The organism is Lelliottia sp. RWM.1, assembly GCF_016859735.1.
Lineage (GTDB): Bacteria > Pseudomonadota > Gammaproteobacteria > Enterobacterales > Enterobacteriaceae > Enterobacter.
Genome location: NZ_WLVC01000006.1, coordinates 95,690 through 113,977 on the forward strand (window position 1 = coordinate 95,690; position 18,288 = coordinate 113,977).

Annotated in this window: 17 protein-coding genes and 1 riboswitch; of the genes, 6 read left to right on the forward strand and 11 right to left on the reverse strand. The window is 53.3% G+C overall.

Annotated elements, in window-relative coordinates:
• Positions 1-13 precede the first annotated feature (13 nt).
• Positions 14-550: a hypothetical protein gene (locus GF617_RS07470; protein ID WP_203451418.1), complete on the reverse strand. Its 537-nt coding sequence runs from the start codon at positions 548-550 to the stop codon at positions 14-16.
• A 314-nt stretch (positions 551-864) separates the two neighbouring features.
• On the opposite strand from GF617_RS07470, the gene yegQ reads away from it, so the two are divergent.
• Together yegQ and yegS are read left to right on the forward strand one after the other, a co-directional pair.
• A complete protein-coding gene (gene yegQ, locus GF617_RS07475) occupies positions 865-2,226 on the forward strand; it encodes a tRNA 5-hydroxyuridine modification protein YegQ (protein ID WP_181620085.1) in 1,362 nt (453 codons plus the stop codon).
• A 247-nt stretch (positions 2,227-2,473) separates the two neighbouring features.
• Positions 2,474-3,373, forward strand: a complete 900-nt coding sequence (gene yegS / locus GF617_RS07480) for a lipid kinase YegS (RefSeq protein ID WP_181620086.1) — start codon at positions 2,474-2,476, stop codon at positions 3,371-3,373.
• On the opposite strand, the gene GF617_RS07485 is transcribed toward yegS, so the two are convergent.
• The 7 genes from GF617_RS07485 to fbaB all read right to left on the reverse strand — a co-directional run bounded on the left by GF617_RS07485 (position 3,370) and on the right by fbaB (position 11,068).
• Entirely contained in the window at positions 3,370-4,143 is a 774-nt protein-coding gene (locus GF617_RS07485; RefSeq protein ID WP_181620087.1) for an ABC transporter ATP-binding protein, read from the reverse strand. The genes yegS and GF617_RS07485 overlap by 4 nt on opposite strands.
• A gap of 9 nt (positions 4,144-4,152) precedes the next feature.
• Positions 4,153-5,016 carry an ABC transporter ATP-binding protein gene (locus tag GF617_RS07490; protein ID WP_181620088.1) on the reverse strand — a complete coding sequence of 288 codons (864 nt, stop codon included), beginning with the start codon at positions 5,014-5,016 and terminating at the stop codon, positions 4,153-4,155.
• Positions 4,988-5,893 carry an ABC transporter permease gene (locus GF617_RS07495; protein WP_181620089.1) on the reverse strand — a complete coding sequence of 302 codons (906 nt, stop codon included), beginning with the start codon at positions 5,891-5,893 and terminating at the stop codon, positions 4,988-4,990. The genes GF617_RS07490 and GF617_RS07495 overlap by 29 nt, the downstream gene beginning before the upstream one ends.
• The gene (locus GF617_RS07500) at positions 5,890-6,927 is read right to left on the reverse strand and encodes an ABC transporter permease (protein WP_203451419.1); all 1,038 of its coding nucleotides are present in this window, start codon (positions 6,925-6,927) and stop codon (positions 5,890-5,892) included. Before GF617_RS07500 ends, GF617_RS07495 begins: the two co-directional genes overlap by 4 nt.
• The gene (locus GF617_RS07505; protein ID WP_181620091.1) at positions 6,924-8,540 is read right to left on the reverse strand and encodes an ABC transporter substrate-binding protein; all 1,617 of its coding nucleotides are present in this window, start codon (positions 8,538-8,540) and stop codon (positions 6,924-6,926) included. The genes GF617_RS07500 and GF617_RS07505 overlap by 4 nt, the downstream gene beginning before the upstream one ends.
• 36 nt (positions 8,541-8,576) lie before the next feature.
• Positions 8,577-9,731: a mandelate racemase family protein gene (locus GF617_RS07510; RefSeq protein WP_181620092.1), complete on the reverse strand. Its 1,155-nt coding sequence runs from the start codon at positions 9,729-9,731 to the stop codon at positions 8,577-8,579.
• Between the two features lie 284 nt (positions 9,732-10,015).
• The gene (gene fbaB / locus GF617_RS07515) at positions 10,016-11,068 is read right to left on the reverse strand and encodes a class I fructose-bisphosphate aldolase (RefSeq protein ID WP_203451420.1); all 1,053 of its coding nucleotides are present in this window, start codon (positions 11,066-11,068) and stop codon (positions 10,016-10,018) included.
• 252 nt (positions 11,069-11,320) lie between these two features.
• Between fbaB and GF617_RS07520 the strand changes: the two genes are divergently transcribed.
• The 3 genes from GF617_RS07520 to GF617_RS07530 are packed head-to-tail and all read left to right on the forward strand — an operon-like array spanning position 11,321 to position 14,555.
• The gene (locus tag GF617_RS07520) at positions 11,321-12,598 is read left to right on the forward strand and encodes a nucleoside permease (protein ID WP_203451421.1); all 1,278 of its coding nucleotides are present in this window, start codon (positions 11,321-11,323) and stop codon (positions 12,596-12,598) included.
• Positions 12,595-13,599 carry an ADP-ribosylglycohydrolase family protein gene (locus GF617_RS07525; protein ID WP_181620095.1) on the forward strand — a complete coding sequence of 335 codons (1,005 nt, stop codon included), beginning with the start codon at positions 12,595-12,597 and terminating at the stop codon, positions 13,597-13,599. The genes GF617_RS07520 and GF617_RS07525 overlap by 4 nt, the downstream gene beginning before the upstream one ends.
• Complete coding sequence (locus GF617_RS07530; protein ID WP_181620096.1) at positions 13,596-14,555, forward strand: PfkB family carbohydrate kinase; 960 nt, start codon at positions 13,596-13,598, stop codon at positions 14,553-14,555. Before GF617_RS07525 ends, GF617_RS07530 begins: the two co-directional genes overlap by 4 nt.
• On the opposite strand, the gene GF617_RS07535 is transcribed toward GF617_RS07530, so the two are convergent.
• The 3 genes from GF617_RS07535 to thiM are packed head-to-tail and all read right to left on the reverse strand — an operon-like array spanning position 14,529 to position 16,885.
• Positions 14,529-15,275: a GntR family transcriptional regulator gene (locus GF617_RS07535; protein WP_181620097.1), complete on the reverse strand. Its 747-nt coding sequence runs from the start codon at positions 15,273-15,275 to the stop codon at positions 14,529-14,531. The two genes, GF617_RS07530 and GF617_RS07535, sit on opposite strands and share 27 nt — an antisense overlap.
• Before the next feature lie 42 nt (positions 15,276-15,317).
• The gene (gene thiD, locus GF617_RS07540; protein ID WP_181620098.1) at positions 15,318-16,118 is read right to left on the reverse strand and encodes a bifunctional hydroxymethylpyrimidine kinase/phosphomethylpyrimidine kinase; all 801 of its coding nucleotides are present in this window, start codon (positions 16,116-16,118) and stop codon (positions 15,318-15,320) included.
• The gene (gene thiM, locus GF617_RS07545) at positions 16,115-16,885 is read right to left on the reverse strand and encodes a hydroxyethylthiazole kinase (RefSeq protein WP_203451422.1); all 771 of its coding nucleotides are present in this window, start codon (positions 16,883-16,885) and stop codon (positions 16,115-16,117) included. Before thiM ends, thiD begins: the two co-directional genes overlap by 4 nt.
• A gap of 35 nt (positions 16,886-16,920) precedes the next feature.
• Positions 16,921-17,018, reverse strand: a riboswitch (TPP riboswitch).
• A 593-nt stretch (positions 17,019-17,611) separates the two neighbouring features.
• Between thiM and GF617_RS07550 the strand changes: the two genes are divergently transcribed.
• On the forward strand, positions 17,612-18,073 hold the full coding sequence (locus tag GF617_RS07550) for a hypothetical protein (protein ID WP_181620100.1): 462 nt from the start codon (positions 17,612-17,614) through the stop codon (positions 18,071-18,073).
• The last annotated feature ends 215 nt before the right edge of the window (positions 18,074-18,288 follow it).

Here is an 18,288-nt window from a genome sequence, read left to right on the forward strand (position 1 = left end):
CTAAAAGGGAACATTATTGATAGTTTGGATTAAATGTTTTTGGTACATAAGCAACGATGTTATCGCCGAAGAGTTTACACTCTGGTTCTTTCTCACCGGGGTTAATAATGAGATGTTGAATGTCTGAATTATTTAATTTTGCCCTAAATCCTTTACAATCAGCATTTGTCAGTTTGGTCATAACCACCAAATAATCTTTTTCACCGTAGTATGACAAGTAAATGTTATCAGGTAAGTTGATACTTTTTTTGCGAGCCTCTTCATAAAACACTTTCTCCTTCTGTTTCAATATATCTGGGGTGGCATTTCTGTATGGCCCGACGATAGAATCGTAAAGCTTATACACTGTAGCATTTGTATAAATACCAGAAACCATCTCAGCCACCTTCTTATGATGTTCAACTTCTTCGATAGCTTCTTTAAATTCGAGCCCTTTATTTAGCGTTTCAAGAGCCGAAAGACCAAGATTAACAGGCCCCGCCGCCATGACTACATGACAATTAATCAAAAGTGACGCCGCAATTACCACTTTACATGCTGATTTTAGCATAATTTTATGATCCCTCGTTTTCACACCCACCAAAAATAGTAGCAAAGGTGTTTACTGAATATAATTTGAGAACAGAGTTAAACATATATTAATAAATTTAAAAAGGATGAGATTTTTTATTTTTAACTGTCACCGACCATTGTTCATTGATTAATCGCAAGGCTTTCAGAGCGCATTCAAGAGCCAATTGAACTATCAAAAGGTTTACCTCCCCGCCCCTCAGCGCTACAATGCCCGCCCTTAAAGTATGGGATCTCCCCTGACGCTGCACCTGGTGCTAGCGGATCTGACCTGTCATCAGAACGAGAACAAACATGTTTAAACCGGAACTCCTCTCCCCGGCGGGAACGCTGCAAAATATGCGTTACGCTTTCGCTTATGGTGCTGACGCGGTATACGCGGGCCAACCGCGCTACTCGCTGCGCGTGCGCAACAACGAATTCAACCACGAGAATCTGCAACTTGGCATCAATGAAGCGCATGCCCTGGGCAAAAAATTCTATGTGGTCGTTAACATCGCACCGCACAACGCCAAGCTGAAAACGTTCATTCGTGACCTGAAACCCGTTGTGGATATGGGGCCGGATGCGCTGATCATGTCAGACCCTGGTTTAATCATGCTGGTTCGGGAGAACTTCCCTGACATGGACATTCACCTCTCGGTACAGGCAAACGCCGTGAACTGGGCAACCGTGAAATTCTGGAAACAGATGGGGCTGACCCGTGTGATCCTGTCGCGTGAACTGTCACTCGAAGAGATCGAGGAAATCCGCACTCAGGTTCCGGATATGGAGCTTGAAATCTTCGTTCACGGTGCACTGTGCATGGCCTATTCAGGCCGCTGCCTGCTCTCAGGCTATATCAATAAACGCGACCCGAACCAGGGAACCTGCACCAACGCCTGCCGCTGGGAATATAACGTTCAGGAAGGCAAAGAGGACGATATCGGTAATATCGTCCACAAACACGAGCCGATCCCGGTGAAGAACGTTGAACCGACGCTCGGTATTGGCGAGCCGACTGACAGCGTATTTATGATTGAAGAAGCAAAACGTCCGGGCGAGTACATGACAGCCTTTGAAGACGAGCATGGCACGTACATCATGAACTCGAAAGATCTGCGCGCCATCGCTCACGTTGAGCGCCTGACGCAAATGGGCGTGCATTCCCTGAAAATCGAAGGCCGTACCAAATCCTATTACTACTGCGCTCGTACCGCGCAGGTCTATCGTAAGGCGATCGACGATGCCGCTGCCGGTAAACCGTTCGATACCAGCCTGCTGGAGACGCTGGAAGGTCTGGCCCATCGCGGTTACACCGAAGGTTTTCTGCGCCGCCATACCCACGACGATTACCAGAACTATGAACACGGTTATTCAGTCTCTGAACGTCAGCAGTTTGTCGGTGATTTTACGGGCGCACGCAAAGGTGATCTGGCAGCCGTTGCCGTCAAAAACAAATTCACCAAAGGTGACAGCCTGGAACTGATGACCCCTCAGGGCAACATCAACTTCCGTCTGGAACATCTGGAAAACGGTAAAGGTGAAGCCATTACCGTCGCACCAGGAGACGGTCATACGGTCTGGTTGCCGGTTCCTGAAGAAGTGGATCTGGAATTTGCGCTGCTGATGCGCAATTTCGAAGGCGAAAACACCCGTAATCCACACAGTAAATAGTTCATTGCAGGTATTTTTTCAGTCCAGGATGATTCTTAGAATCGGATCACATACCGTTCCGTTCAATACGGGTATTATCTATCTCGCTGAAAAACATAACCCATAAATGCTAGCTGTACCAGGAACCACCTCCTTAGCCTGCGTAATCTCCCTTACGCAGGCTGATTTTTTCCTTTCATCCTCTTCTTAACCGCTTTTCCTCTCCCTGAGATACACTCTTGATAACGTATAAAAAGGGAGCATCACAATGGCGACATATCCGGATAGTTTACTGATCCTCAACGGCAAGAGTGCCGGCAACGATATTCTGCGCCAGGCGATTGCTGACCTGCGCGATCAAGGGGCACGCATCCATGTCCGCGTCACATGGGAAAAAGGCGATGCAGCTCGCTATCTTGATGAAGCGTGCCATCTGGGGGTTGAAACCGTTATCTCCGGTGGCGGCGATGGAACCATCAATGAAATCGCCACCGCACTTATTCACCTGAATGCCCCGGTTCGTCCTGCATTAGGCATTTTGCCTCTCGGTACGGCGAATGATTTTGCCACCAGCGTGGGTATTCCTGACGATCTCAGCAAAGCACTTCAACTCGCTATCGCCGGGAAAGCAACTGCCGTGGACATTGCTCAGGTGAACGATAAAACCTGCTTTATCAACATGGCCACAGGTGGTTTTGGTACGCGCATCACCAGCGAAACGCCGGAAAAACTCAAAGCCGCTCTGGGTGGCGTCTCCTACTTTATTCATGGCCTGATGCGGATGGACACCCTGAAACCCGATCGCTGCGAAATCCACGGCGACGATTTTCACTGGCAAGGTGACGCGCTGGTGATCGGAATTGGCAATGGTCGCCAGGCCGGAGGGGGCCAACAATTATGCCCGGATGCACTGATCAACGACGGCTTATTGCAACTGCGCATTTTTACCGGAGAAGAGTTGCTTCCCGCCCTGTTCAACACATTGACCAGGCCGGAGCAAAACCCCAATCTGATCGATGGTCAGTCAGCCTGGTTCGAAGTAAGCGCCCCACACAGCATGACCTTTAACCTGGATGGGGAGCCACTCAGCGGGAAACATTTTCGTATTGCGGTGTTACCCGGCGCACTAAGCTGCCGCCTGCCGCCGGATTGCCCGTTGCTGCGCTAATACGCCGCCACCTCCCGCGCCATCTCCCGGCTGTACTGCTGGCTGGCATTCACCAGCATTTGCGTATAGCCGGTTTTGGCGTGCCCGGCAACCAAATCGTCGACGGTTAAGGTTTCCAGAATTTTACCGTATTGCATAACGGCCACCTTTTGGCACAGATGCGCAATCACCCCCAGATCGTGCGTGACCATCAGATAGGTAAGATTCGATTCACGCTGGAGTTCGGCAAGCAGGTTAAGGATCTCCGCCTGCACCGATACATCAAGCGCCGAGGTCGGCTCATCCAGCAACAATACCTGCGGCTCCAGAATCAGCGCCCGGGCAATCGCCACACGCTGACGCTGCCCACCGGAAAGTTGATGTGGATAGCGATCGCGAAACGCCCGGTTCAGCCCGACTCTGTCCAGTAACGAATGGATACGTCGCTCCCGGTCATTCATTCCGTGAATTTGCAGTGGCTCTTCCAGAATGTCACCAATGGTATGGCGCGGATGGAGCGAACCGTAGGGATCCTGAAACACCATCTGCACACCACGACACCGAGCCTGACTGATACGCTTTTCCAGCGGTTTACCGTCAATTGCCAACGTGCCTTCCCAGTGAGTAAAGAGTCCGGCCAGACATTTCAGCACCGTGGTTTTACCCGATCCGGATTCCCCCACCAGGCCATAAATCTCCCCTTCCCGGACCCTAATGTTCACATCGTCCAGCACCTGATTACGCTTCTCACCTTCGCCAAAGGCCAGGTTGAGGTGTTTAATCTCGATCATCTCAGCTCCTCACTCGGTGAGCCAGTTTGCCTGGCGTTGCAACACGGGCAATACGGGACGGCGGTGATTCAGTTCCGGCAACGCGCTGATTAACCCTTGAGTGTAGGGATGCTTCGCGTTATGCAGGTCGCACGCGGCGATAGACTCCACCACTCGTCCGGCATACATCACCAGCACCCGATCGCAAAAACTGCGCACCAGGTTAATGTCGTGGCTGATAAAGATCAGCCCCAGACCACGCGACAGCACCAGATCGTCCAGTAGCCCCAGCACCTGTAAACGCACCGACACGTCCAGCGCCGAGGTAGGTTCATCAGCAATCACCAGTTCAGGGTCGGTGATCAGCATCATGGCGATCATGATGCGCTGCCCCTGCCCACCGGAAATCTCATGCGGATAAAGGTGATAGACGCGTTCCGGCTGGCGGATACGCACCACGTCAAGCATCTCCAGTACTTTGGCTTTTGCCTCTGCCTTACGCCCTGGATGATGGGTGAGCCAGGCTTCAGCAATCTGATCCCCGACACACACCACCGGGTTGAGCGAGTATTTCGGGTCCTGCATGATCATCGAGATACGTTTGCCGCGAATACCGCGCATTTGCGCCTCGCTGACGGTACGCAAATCAACATCACCAAACTGCATTCGTGTGGCACTGATTCGGGCCCTGGCCGGATGCAGGCGCAGCAGCGCTCGCCCGACGGTCGATTTACCGGAACCCGATTCACCGACAATAGCCAGCTTCTCGCGTCCGAGCTGGAAAGAGACGCCACGTACGGCGTTGGTCACCGCACCGCCGTTGATAAAATCGACGTGGAGGTCGCGCACATCAAGCAAAGGCGCATTATTCGCTGCGAGGATCGAGGATGTCACGTAGGCCATCTCCTAAGAAGTTAAACGCCAGGCTGTTAATCAGGATCGCCAGCCCCGGAATAGTCACGACCCACCAGCACTCCATCATGTAGGTGCGACCGCTTGAGATCATCGCGCCCCACTCCGGCTCTGGCGGCTGAGCACCGAGTCCCAGAAAACCGAGCCCGGCGGCAGTCAGGATGATCCCGGCCATGTTCATAGTGATGCGGATAATCACCGACGGCAGGCACAGCGGCACAATGTGTCGCCACAACACGCGTACTGGTGACGCTCCCTGCAAGCGCACAGCGGAGATAAAATCGGCCTGGCGCAGAGAGAGCGTTTCCGCTCGCGCCAGTCGCGCAATCGGCGGCCAGGCGGTGAGCGTAATGGCAATCACCACATGTTCAAGCCCAGGGCCCAGCGCGGCGACAAACGCCAGTGCCAGCACCAGGCTTGGGAAGGAGATAAAAATGTCTGTTACGCGCATCAGCACCGCATCAACTTTGCCGCCGAAATACCCGGCGGTTACGCCCAGCAACAATCCCAGTGGTCCAACGGTGACGGAGACCAGTAGCACGATATAGAGGGTGATACGCGAGCCGTACACGAGGCGGCTAAAGATATCGCGGCCAAACTCGTCCGTACCGAACCAGTGTCGCGCGTTCGGAGCAACCAGCGCACTATTCAGGTCCTGCACCAGCGGGTTATACGGTGCAATGAGCGGTGCAAAGGCGGCGACAATCAGCAGCAGCAAAATGATACCGCCACCTATCGCCGTGAGTGGGTTGCGCGCCATTTTGCCGACAAACCCGGCAGCACGCGATGCTGCCCGTTTAAAACGCTGGCGGCCTTCAGAGTGACGCGTTCCCAGCGGGCTATCCAGAGAAACGGTCATGATTTCGTCCTCGGGTCAAAGAGTTGATACAGCATGTCGGAGAGCAGGTTGAGCATCACAAAGATCATCCCCACCAGCAGTACACAGCCCATCACGGCATTCATATCCCCCAACAACAAACTACCGGTAAGATAGGAGCCAAAGCCCGGCCAGGAAAAGACGGTTTCAATCAGCACTGCCCCTTCCAGCAGCGAGCCGTAAGCCAGCGCAACGACCGTCAGAAGCTGGACGAGGATGTTGCGAAACGCGTGATTCCAGATCACCTGACACTCGGTTAAGCCCTTAACACGCGCGGTGATGATGAACTCCTGCGACAACTGCGCCAGCATAAAGCTGCGGGTCATACGGCTGATGTAGGCCAGCGAATGGAAACCGAGCAGCGAGGCCGGCAATACCAGGTGGTTAATCGCATTCCAGAACACAGCGCTGTTCCCGGCCAGCAGTGCATCGACGGTCATCAGCCCGGTACGACGCGGCACAAGTCCGTCCAGACCCAGATCCAGTCTTCCGGCGCCCCCTACCCAGCCAAGCCAGGCGTAAAACAGCAATAGCCCCATCATGCCAACCCAGAAGATCGGTGTGGAATATCCCGCAAGGCTGATAATGCGCACTACGTAATCGGAAAAACTGTTCCGACGCGCAGCGGCCAGAACCCCCAGCGGAATACCAAGACCTGCCCCGACGATAATCGCCATCGTCGCCAGTTCCAGCGTCGCCGGGAAGACCCGCAGAATGTCATCCGTCACCGGCTTACCGGTTAACAATGCACTCCCCAGATCGCCATGCAGCAGGTTATTAAGGTAAATACCAAACTGGGTCAGCAGCGACTGATCGAAACCCAGCTGGTGATAGACCTGCTGATAGGTACTGTGATCGGCATCCGGGCCAACAATCGCCAGCACCGGATCGACCGGCATCACGCGACCGATAAAAAAGGTCAGCAGCAGCAGGCCAAAAAGCGTCACCAGTACCTGAGTGAACCGCTTCGAGAAGCGGCGTGTACGGGAGTTGGGAGAGAAAATCGCCACACTCATTTGTCACCTCCAGTTTTATACACATCCCGCAGGAATGTGGTGGCTGACGGGTGCGACTGGAAGTTTTTCACGTCGTTACGCACGACCACGGAATCGACCATCTGCGATAGTGGGATCATCGCCGGGATCAGTTCGTCATACCGCACCTGAATTTGCTGGTAGTCGGCAATCTGTTTTTTGGGATCGCGCTCCAGCAGGGCTTTATCGATCATCTCGTTGAGCGGTTTATCGTAAAAGCTGGTGCGCCAGCCCTGGAAGTTGGTGAGCCGGGCGTCATCGCTGTTATCCGGGTTATAGACCAGCGCGCGCAGGCTGGAGTGCGGATGCGGCTCGACGCCACTGCCGCCGCGCCCAACCAGCATATCGAACTTGCGCTCGCGCATTGCGCCGTAGATCTGATTCCCTGTCCCGGTGATGATTTTGGCGTTAATCCCGGCCTGCATCAGCGTGGACTGTACGGCAATGGCAATGTTGAGAAAGGGTTGATCCGCCAACACCCGCAATGTGGTATCAAATCCATTCGGGTAACCCGCTTCCGCCAGCAGTTTTTTGGCGCGGGGGAGATCAAGCGTGTAGCCTGGGTCCGGCAGCGTGGAGGGCATTCCCGCCTTAATTGGACGCTGGTGCAACACACCATAACCCGGCATCAACGCTTTGTTGATCCCCTGATAATCGATCAGATAACGCACCGCTTCGCGCACTTTGGGGTTGGCAAAGTGGGCTTCCTTCATGCTCATCGCAACGTAATACACCGTTCCTTTTTGTACAGCCTCGACGGTAAGTTGCGGGTCTTTACGCAGGGCGTTGATGTCCGCCACCGCCATGTTGTTCGCGATGTCGAGATCGCCTTTTTCAATCATCAGGCGCAGAGTTTGCGACTCCTGAAAATGGCGCAATACCACGCGGCTCATCTTCGGCTCTTCTCGCCAGTAGTGCGGATTACGCTGCATACGCAACACATCTTTTGCCTGCCAGGTGTCGAGCATGAACGGGCCGGAACCGGCTTCGTTGGTGGTGAGCCAGCGGTTTCCCCAGTCATTGTTCACTTCATGGGTTTGTACCGTTTTACTGTCCAGCACGCCCAGATTACCCAGAGCGCCGAGGGAGTAGATCACCAGTTGCGGGTCATTGGCTTTGGGCAACACAATCTGCACCGTGTAGGCATCCGGGGCGCTGATCTGCTTATCGATGTTTTTCTTGCTGAAACCGTAGGATTTCCATACCGATGCCTGGGCCAGATTGAGGTGCAGCAAACGCCGCATCGACCAGACCACGTCGTCTGCCGTCAGCGGATGGCCGGAATGAAATGTCACATCATCACGCAGGTGGAAAGTCAGGGTTTTGCCATCGGGGGCAATATCCCAGGACTTCGCCAGTGCGGGCCTGACGTTGGTGAGTTCGTTTGGATCAAGCTCTACCAGTGAATCGTAGAGATTCACCACAATGCCAACCACTTCGTTACCGGTCATTGCTGCCGGATCGAGAGTCAGCAGGTTGTTCATATTCATACCGATGATGAGCTGGTCGGGCGGCGTTTTTGCGTACGCCGCACCGCTCCCCATCATCAGCGAGAGCGCGAGTAAACACGCTCCCGTGAGGGAGTTTTTCTTCATCTGTGTATACCGTGTAGGGTGAGGTATCGTTATAGGTCAGTCGTGGCTGACGGTATTGTTTTCGATATACGCAAAATTGATGTCTTCGCCGAGACCCGGACGGTCCGGCAAACTGACCATGCCGTTTTCATCCATCGGATCAATAAGGCTGTGGAGATACGCCGCCGGTTCATCATAATCCAGGAACGGATGCAGCAGCCCGCGCTCATACCAGCGGCAGTTTTTGATCGCGCCAATCACAGCCAGGCTCGCCGCACCGTTACCATGGACTTCGCAGTCCATACCGAACGACTCCGCCAGGTTTGCCACTTTCAGTGTGGGTGAAATTCCGCCCACGCCGTTAGCACCAGCACGCAGGATGTCGCATGCCCCCGCTTTTACCCAGTCGGCGCGGCTGTGGTGTTTCCCGCCCAGGCTCTCTGGCCCGATGATCGGAATCGACAGATTTTCCGCCAGCCATGCGTAAGAAGCCATGCTCTCTTCTTCCATCGGCTCTTCGAACCACGCGAAGTTAAGCTTTTCGAGTTCCTTGCCGATGTACAGCGCTTCCGTCCGGCTGTACCAGTGATAGCCGTCAATCATCAGATCGATATCAGGCCCTACAGCTTCGCGCACGGCTGCGCAGGCTTTAACGTCCATTTTAGGATTGGGCGCGAATGAAACAGGCGGCATCCAGGTGTGGAGTTTGATCGCTTTATAGCCCCGCGCCACCAGTTTTTCGGCAAAGCGGGCATATTCATCCGGCGTGGAAAGCCCCCCAGGCAAATCGTCGCCACACATGGTACTGCCGTAGGCGGGTACGGTGTCACGAAAACCGCCGAGCAGCTTCCAGACAGGTATATTGAGTTTACGGCCAATCAGATCCCACAACGCCTGTTCAACAAATGACAGCGCACGTTCTGTCAGTTGATGGGCGCTACCCCGTTGCCAGTGCGCCAGATCCTGCCAGATACGCTCGCGATTAAATGCATCCTGCCCCACCAGCACTTTACGAAAGAAGGTGTTCACGACGAAGGGACGCACCACTTCCGGTGGAGCGAACGAATACCCTTTTGTGCCATCGTCTGCAGTAATGCTCAGCATCGCCATTTTAGCCATGCTCTCTGGCCCCGGATGTGAATGCCCGGCGCTGTCGGACACCCGGCGCGTCGGATACTGGAAGACGGTGACATTTACAGATTCTATTTTCATTATCAGTCCTTAACACTACAGAGGTTCAGAGCGACTTTGTATTTTGAAAAGCTGTTTCGAAAGTAACTTTAAGCGCAAAATTCGTCCGCTGCCTTAGACAAATTCCGCTAAGCATCGACCATTTTTTGTGCATATGCACGGCATGAAGTGACAGTTTTCACAAAAGGATAAGGAACTGTGAAGTGGATCGGGATGAGTGTTTGAATGAAATGAAAAGGGGTTTCGGATTTGAACCAGGCGAGATCTGATGCCCTCTCCCCGCGGGAGAGGGAGAAGTGCAGAAGTTACGCAATCGTCACTTTACTATCCAGATAAACATCCTGAACCGCATTGATCAGTTTCACGCCATCGGCCATTGACTTCTTGAACGCCTTACGCCCAAGAATCAGGCCCATCCCACCTGCACGTTTATTAATGACCGCAGTACGCACGGCGTCAGAGAGATCGGTTTCACCACCAGCCGCACCGCCAGAGTTAATCAACCCGGCGCGGCCCATGTAGCAGTTCGCCAGTTGATAACGCACCAGATCAATCGGGTTGTCGCTGGTCAATTTGCTGTAGACGCGATCATCGGTATAGCCAAAGTTGACGGCTTTGTAACCGCCATTATTTTCGGCCATTTTCTGCTTCACAATATCCGCACCGATGGTGGCGGCAAGGTGGTTTGCCTGGCCGGTCAGATCAGCTGACACATGGTAATCCACGCCGTCTTTCTTAAAGGCTTCATTGCGCAGATATGCCCACAGAACCGTCACTAACCCCAGCTCATGCGCACGCTCGAAGGCGGCAGAAATTTCTTCAATCTGGCGGCGAGACTGCTCAGAACCAAAATAGATAGTCGCGCCTACGGCCACCGCTCCCATGTTGAACGCCTGCTCTACGCTGGCATACAGGGTCTGGTCATATTCTGTCGGATAACTCAGCGTTTCGTTGTGGTTCAGCTTGACGAGGAACGGAATGCGGTGGGCATAGCGGCGGGATACCGAAGCCAGCACGCCGTAGGTCGATGCCACGCAGTTACAGCCCGCTTCAATCGCCAGCTCCACAATGTTCTTCGGATCGAAATACAGCGGGTTGGCCGCAAAAGATGCGCCCGCCGAGTGTTCTACACCCTGGTCAACCGGCAAAATGGAGAGGTATCCGCTCCCACCCAGACGTCCGGTGTTATACAGCGTCTGCATGTTTCGCAGGACGGCTGGCGGACGGTTGTTATCTACCATCACACGGTCCACATAATCATGGCCCGGTAGATAGAGGTGGCTGGCTGGAATGGTCATACAACGATGCTGTAGAAGGCTGTCGGCGTCTTTGCCAAGCAATTGCGAAATATCAGTCATAGCGATGCTCCCGTAGGTTCCGACATCATGTCGGAGCATGTGATCCAGGCCCACACTTTTATGGGCAGAGTAAGCCTGGTACTGACTTAACAGATTTTCCAGCACCTGCGATCGTTTTCAGCACAATCTGCTGGCTCGATTCGTGTACAACAAAACTGTTACATCGATCAAACAATCACCACAAAGGTATTTAAAAGGTATTATTGAATGGTATGTTAAAGGAGTACCCTCTCTGACATGCAGGATTAAACAATGAAAACGAAAGTCCAACTGTCATTCATGATGTTTGTTGAATGGTTTATCTGGGGCGCCTGGTTTGTGCCCCTGTGGCTCTGGCTGAGTAAAAGCGGCTTTACCGCCGGGGAAATTGGCTGGTCTTATGCCTGTACCGCCATTGCCGCGATCCTCTCGCCAATCCTCGTCGGCTCGTTGACCGATCGCTTTTTCGCGGCACAAAAAGTACTGGCCGTCCTGATGTTCGCTGGCGCGATCCTGATGTACTTCGCCGCACAGCAAACGCAGTTCAGTACCTTCTTCCCGCTGCTGCTGGCCTACTCTCTGACCTATATGCCGACGATTGCATTAACCAACAGTATCGCCTTCGCCAACGTGGACGACGTGGAAGCAGACTTCCCGCGAATTCGCGTGATGGGCACGATCGGCTGGATTGCCTCGGGCCTGGCGTGCGGATTTCTGCCGCAAATGATGGGACACAGCGATATTTCAGATACCAATATTCCGCTGTTACTCACCGCCGCCAGCTCCGCACTACTGGGCGTGTTTGCGCTGTTCCTGCCCGACACCCCGCCGAAGAGTACGGGAAAACTGGATATCAAGGTGATGCTCGGCCTGGATGCCCTGATCCTGCTGCGCGATAAGAACTTCCTTGTGTTCTTCTTCTGCTCGTTCCTGTTCGCCATGCCGCTGGCGTTCTACTACATCTTCGCTAACGGCTACCTCACTGAAGTGGGCATGAAAAACGCCACAGGCTGGATGACGCTCGGCCAGTTCTCCGAAATCTTCTTCATGCTGGCACTGCCGTTCTTTACCAAACGCTTTGGTATTAAGAAGGTCTTACTGCTGGGTCTTATCACCGCAGCCATCCGCTATGGTTTCTTTGTTTACGGTGGCGCAGAGCAATACTTTACCTACGCCCTGCTGTTCCTCGGCATTTTGCTGCATGGCGTGAGTTACGACTTCTACTATGTGACCGCGTATATCTACGTGGATAAAAAAGCGCCAGTACACATGCGTACTGCAGCGCAGGGGTTGATTACGCTGTGCTGTCAGGGCTTTGGCAGCCTGTTAGGCTACCGCCTGGGCGGTGTAATGATGGAAAAAATGTTCGCATACAAAGAGCCAGTGAACGGGCTGACCTTCAACTGGGCCGGAATGTGGGCATTCGGCGGGATCATGATTGCCGTGATCGCCGTGTTGTTTATGCTGTTTTTCCGCGAATCGGATAAAGAGATCACCGCAATTGAGGTGGTTGATGGCGATACCGCGCTGACACAAGGGGAAGTTAAATGAAACAAGAACGTGTTCTCGGTGCTCTTTACGGGCAGGCCTTAGGGGATGCGATGGGCATGCCGTCGGAGCTGTGGCCAAGAAGCCGTGTAAAAGCGCACTTCGGCTGGATCGATCGCTTTTTGCCTGGACCGGCGGAAAACAATGCCGCCTGTTATTTCAACCGGGCGGAGTTTACCGACGATACGTCAATGGCACTGTGTCTGGCTGATGCCATTATCGAGTGCGACGGGCAGATCGACGCAGATGTTATCGGCAAACACATCTTGCGCTGGGCGCTGGATTTCGATGCCTTTAATAAGAACGTGCTCGGCCCGACGTCAAAGATCGCACTCAATGCGATCCGCGACGGTAAACCGGTCAGCGAACTGGAAAACAACGGTGTGACCAACGGTGCAGCCATGCGCGCTTCCCCGCTCGGTTGCCTGTTGCCTGCCACCCGCCTGGAACATTTTGTTGAGCAGGTGGCACTGGCCTCCAGCCCGACGCATAAATCCGATCTGGCGATCGCCGGTGCGGTGGTGATTGCCTGGGCGATATCACGCGCCATTGACGGTGAAAGCTGGCAAAACATCGTCGATGCCCTGCCGGGTATTGCGCGCTACGCACAGGAATCACGGACCACGACCTTTAGCGCCTCGCTCGCTGCCCGTATTGAACTGGCGCTCAAAACGGTGCGTGAGGCTCACGGTATTGAATCCGCAAGCGAAGGGGTTTATCAGCTTGTTGGGGCCGGAACCAGCACCATCGAATCCGTCCCTGCAGCTATTGCGATGGTCGAACTGGCAGGCACTGACCCTAACCGTTGTGCGATGTTGTGTGCCAACCTGGGCGGCGATACGGACACCATTGGCGCAATGGCAACGGCCATCTGTGGGGCACTACAGGGCGTGCAGGCTATTGACCCGTCGCTCAAGGAGGAACTCGATGCCGTCAATCAACTCGATTTTGGTCAATACTGCGAAAAACTGCTGCACTATCGGGAGCAAAGGGAGGGCGTATGAACCCGACACCATTTGACCAACAGCTGGCGACGCTGACAGCCCAGCGCCCGGTAACCGTTCTGGGCGCGGCAGTGATTGACGTGATTGCCGATGCCTACGCCCTGCCGTGGCGCGGGTGTGATATTGAGTTAAAGCAGCAAGGTGTCAATATTGGCGGCTGCGCGCTCAATATTGCTATCGCACTGAAGCGCCTCGGTATTGCGGCGCAAAATGCCCTACCCGTCGGACACGGTGTTTGGGCTGATATCATTCGTAATGCGATGGCAAAACAGGATCTACACAGTGCCGTGGAAGCCGAATCGGGTGACAATGGCTGGTGTCTGGCGCTGGTGGAGCCAGACGGCGAGCGTACGTTCATGTCATTCAGTGGCGTGGAGAACCAGTGGCAGCCGTCCTGGCTTGCTGCGCTTAGCGTTCCACAAAACAGTCTGGTCTATTTGTCGGGTTATCAACTGGCGTCACCTTGTGGTGAGTTGCTGACAAGCTGGCTGGAAGGACTACAGGAGGTCACCGCATTGATCGACTTTGGCCCACGCATTGCCGATATCCCCGATGCACTGATGGCGCGGCTAATGGCCTGTAAACCCATCGTGTCACTGAATCGCCAGGAGGCACAGATTGCGGCAGAACGGCTTGGCGTGGATGTTGAATCGTTGGGGGAAAAATGGCAGCAGCGTTTCGCCTCTGCGCTGATTGTTCGTCATGATAAAGACGGCGCTGCATGGTATAAGGACCAGGACACGGGTTATGTTCCGGCATTTCCTGCCACGGTGGTAGACACTATTGGCGCGGGTGACAGTCATGCAGGAGGCACGCTTGCCGGACTGGCTGCCGGATGGAGCCTGGCTGATTCCGTCAGACTCGGCAATGCGGTTGCGGCCTGGGTGGTCAGTCACCGTGGCGGTGATTGCGCTCCCCGACGTGAGGAGCTACTCCTCGCACACAAACACGTATAGATCGCTGCGACAGTAGCTGATGCTGTACTCAATGGGCCGGTGTTGTTGGTCAAGCGCCACTTGCTTGATCACCAGCACCGGTATTTTGTCGTCCATCTTAATGTGTGTCTGAAATTCGCTGTCCGGCATGCGGGCACTCACACGCGAGCGAGTTCGCTGCGGGAAAATATTCTGGCTACGGAAGTAATCGTACAGCGAAATGCCAATGGCATCTGGATCATGAATGAGTCCTGCCGGAACCCAGGACTCTTCAATTGAGACCGCATCATCATCCACGTAACGAATGCGTTTTAGCAAAAAGACGTCGCTTTCCGGCGCAACAGATAACTGGTTTGCCACCTCTTCCGGACACTTCACTACGCTTTTGTTGACCCACAGGGTATTGGGCTTTTTCCCGCGAAGTACGACCTGCTGCGAGAAACCACGCGCCTCTTTCAGTGAGTATTCAAAGATATTGTTGATTTGCGTACCGTAGCCACGGGCGCGGGTGACCACGCCCTCTTCTTCCAGCGCCTGCATGGCTTTACGTACGGTGATCCGCGACACGCCCGTCAACTGACTCAGATCACGTTCACCCGGTAAAATATTGCCGTGTTCAAGCCCCCCGCTGCGCACCGCGTTTTTTACCGTTTCGGCAAATTTCAGGTACAGGGGCGTGTTGTCTGGCGCGGCAATACGTTCGTTTAGTTGAGCAATTAACCGGGTATGCGCTTGTTCCATCTCTGTTTTTCTCAGGCCTGGCGATTTCTGCCAGTATACGGCTTACCACCATGCATGAAAATGGTGTACCGGTCCAATACCGTGACCGACTTCCAGAGAATCCGCTTTCGCCAGCGCGCAGGAGAGCCAGGTTTTGGCCTCTTGCACCGTATCCGCCCAGCTATCGTGGCGTGGGCGTAATGCCGCAAGTGCCGCCGATAATGTGCACCCCGTACCGTGGGTATTTTTAGTTTTCACACGTGGAGCCGTAAAACGCAGCGCGCCTTCCCGGGTGAAAAGCCAGTCCGGGCTTTCCGCATCATCAAGATGACCGCCCTTCATCAGCACGGCTTCGCACCCCATGGCGAGCAACGCATTCCCTTGTTCTTTCATTTCTCGTTCATTCTGCGCATGCGGCGTGCCAAGAAGCGCAGCCGCTTCCGGCAGATTCGGCGTGATCAGCGCCACCTGCGGCAACAGTTTTTTTCGTAGCGTATCGACTGCCGAGGCGGAAAGTAGCGGATCGCCACTTTTTGCCAGCATCACGGTATCCAGCACCACGTTCTGGACCTGATAACGCTTAAGTTGTTCCGCCACGGCTTCTACAATGTCGGTTTCCGCCAGCATGCCGATTTTGGTGGTATCAATGCGTACATCGCTAAATACCGAGTCCAGTTGCGCGGCAACAAAGTCTGGTTCAATGCGATAGACGGACTGCACGCCACGGGTGTTTTGCGCCACCAGTGCAGTGATCACCGAGCAACCATATGCGCCCAGAGCCGAAAACGTTTTCAGGTCAGCCTGAATTCCCGCCCCACCGCTGGGATCTGTCCCGGCGATGGTCAGGGCATTAATCCGTTTCATGCCTGATCCTCCAGATGATAAAGCGCATCAAGGAATGCGCTGGCAAAGCTGCCAGGCCCACGACATTGTGAGACAGCAACTGTCCCTGCTTGCTTCATATATCCACAGGCGGCCGCCACATTATCCAGCCTGTCGCCCGGAAGCGAACAGCTGGCAGCCACCACGGCAGACAGCGCGCATCCGGTTCCTACCACGCGGGTCATAAGCGGATCGCCGCCAGTGACAGCATGAGTTCGAAGCCCGTCGGTGATGTAATCCACCTCGCCGGTGACCACGACAATTGCATGAGTTTGCCGGGCCAGTGCCTGGGCCGCAGGCAAAGCACGGGTTGCCGTATCCGTCGTATCCACACCGCGTCCACCGGCACTCATTCCGGCAAGAGCGAGGATCTCAGATGCATTTCCCCGGATTGCCGCGGGCTTGAGCGTGAGAATTTGCTGGCAAAAACGGGTGCGGAAGGAAAGCGCCCCCACGGCAACCGGATCAAGCGTCCAGGGTTTGCCTGCAGCAACTGCGCTCTCTATCGCCCGGCGCATAGACTGTGCGCGAGGCGCGGTGAGTGTCCCAACGTTGATCAGCAGTGCATCGGCAATCGCCGCAAACTGTTCCGCTTCTTCAGCTTCAATCACCATCGCAGGAGATGCGCCGAGTGCCAGTAAAACGTTAGCGGTAAAGGTTTGTACGACATCATTGGTCATACAGTGAGTGAGTGGGGAACGGGTTCGGAATTGATGCAAAAAAGGTAAATCGAGCAGGTCAGGCTGCATGGTTTCGCTCCTGCCTTACGTGAAGAAGCGATGACCGGGAAGGCATCTGACTTCCCTACGCTGGCATTATCCAGATCAGGTATTACGGGTATTTCTCAGCCTTCAAAAAAGAAGAGCACCCCGAGTCAAAATGATGTAACAACGGCAGACTATGGTAAGCCACGGACAATAGCAAGCCCCATACCTCTCATTTTATTTGCATAATCCCGGCGCAAAACAATGACAATTTTCACGCTTTCTCTTAGACGTGATTATTTTAAATGCAAACATTAAATGTTATTGATTTACGTGAGATTAAAAGCGCCACGCATCGTAAAAACACGCCTGAAGTACATTCACGAAAATAAAATAATCTATAAATAACAAATAGTTATTTATTTTCAGCCAACAAGAATACGGTATTAGTTAATCATGTTAAATGTGATCTGCATCAAAATGGCAACTGTCACCATACTGGATAGTTGTCTCGCGTTACCATTGTCGCTACTAAAGAAACAGTGCTACACCTGATTTGCAGATACTGTGTAGCGATTATGTTATTTCTCATATCGTATAAATGATATTCGCTTTATGAAATTAATAATATTCAGTGCAATCGTTTCTTTGCTCCTGGTTACTACAGTTTTTTTATGGGCGTTATTTATTTCACAATAATAACTCAGTGCCAATAGTTATCGGACAATGTATTTAATTTGCTCTCTATATTGTAATATTCAAGGTCATATAATGAAAAAGTTAATGATAATAGCGTTGGCTGTTTCAACGCTGGCAGGTTGTACCACGCAAGCCGATCGCCTGGCGAAATGCGAGGCTCAGGGAATCAGTCGCGATACATGCTATCTCGCAGATCAAAACCGCACAGCTGCCATTAATGCGGCGGCTGAAAAACAGGCATTAGAAAATGCGGCTAATGCCGTACAGCATGCCCAGGCCGCAAAGATTCATGATCCGCTTCGTGAGGCTTCTTTCTCAGCAAATGCCCTTAACGCCACCATTTCTAACGGATTTTTCACCGCAACAATCAATGGCAACAAAGCAACCGTAAAGCGCCTTAACGCGAATTTCTATGAAATTCATGGTTACGGCTATGTTATATCTCTAAGTCTTGATGAAAACGGTATTACAAATGCGTCCTGGAATAAGACAAAGGGCCGCGACAACGGCATTTTGCAGGTAACACAAAAATAAAGATATCAGGGAGGCGAACACCTCCCTGAACACCGCCATAAGGCACGATTTGTAACACTCTTTGCCCTCGATTTACCCTCATAACGATAATGATATAACTCTTTGTTTTAATTTGACGAATAGGGTTGGTAACGCTTTTAAACTCTGAATAATCCCTTACTTGTGCTTCATGTAACAAAACAGTAAACAAATTAACCATTGAGCCCCATGAAAAA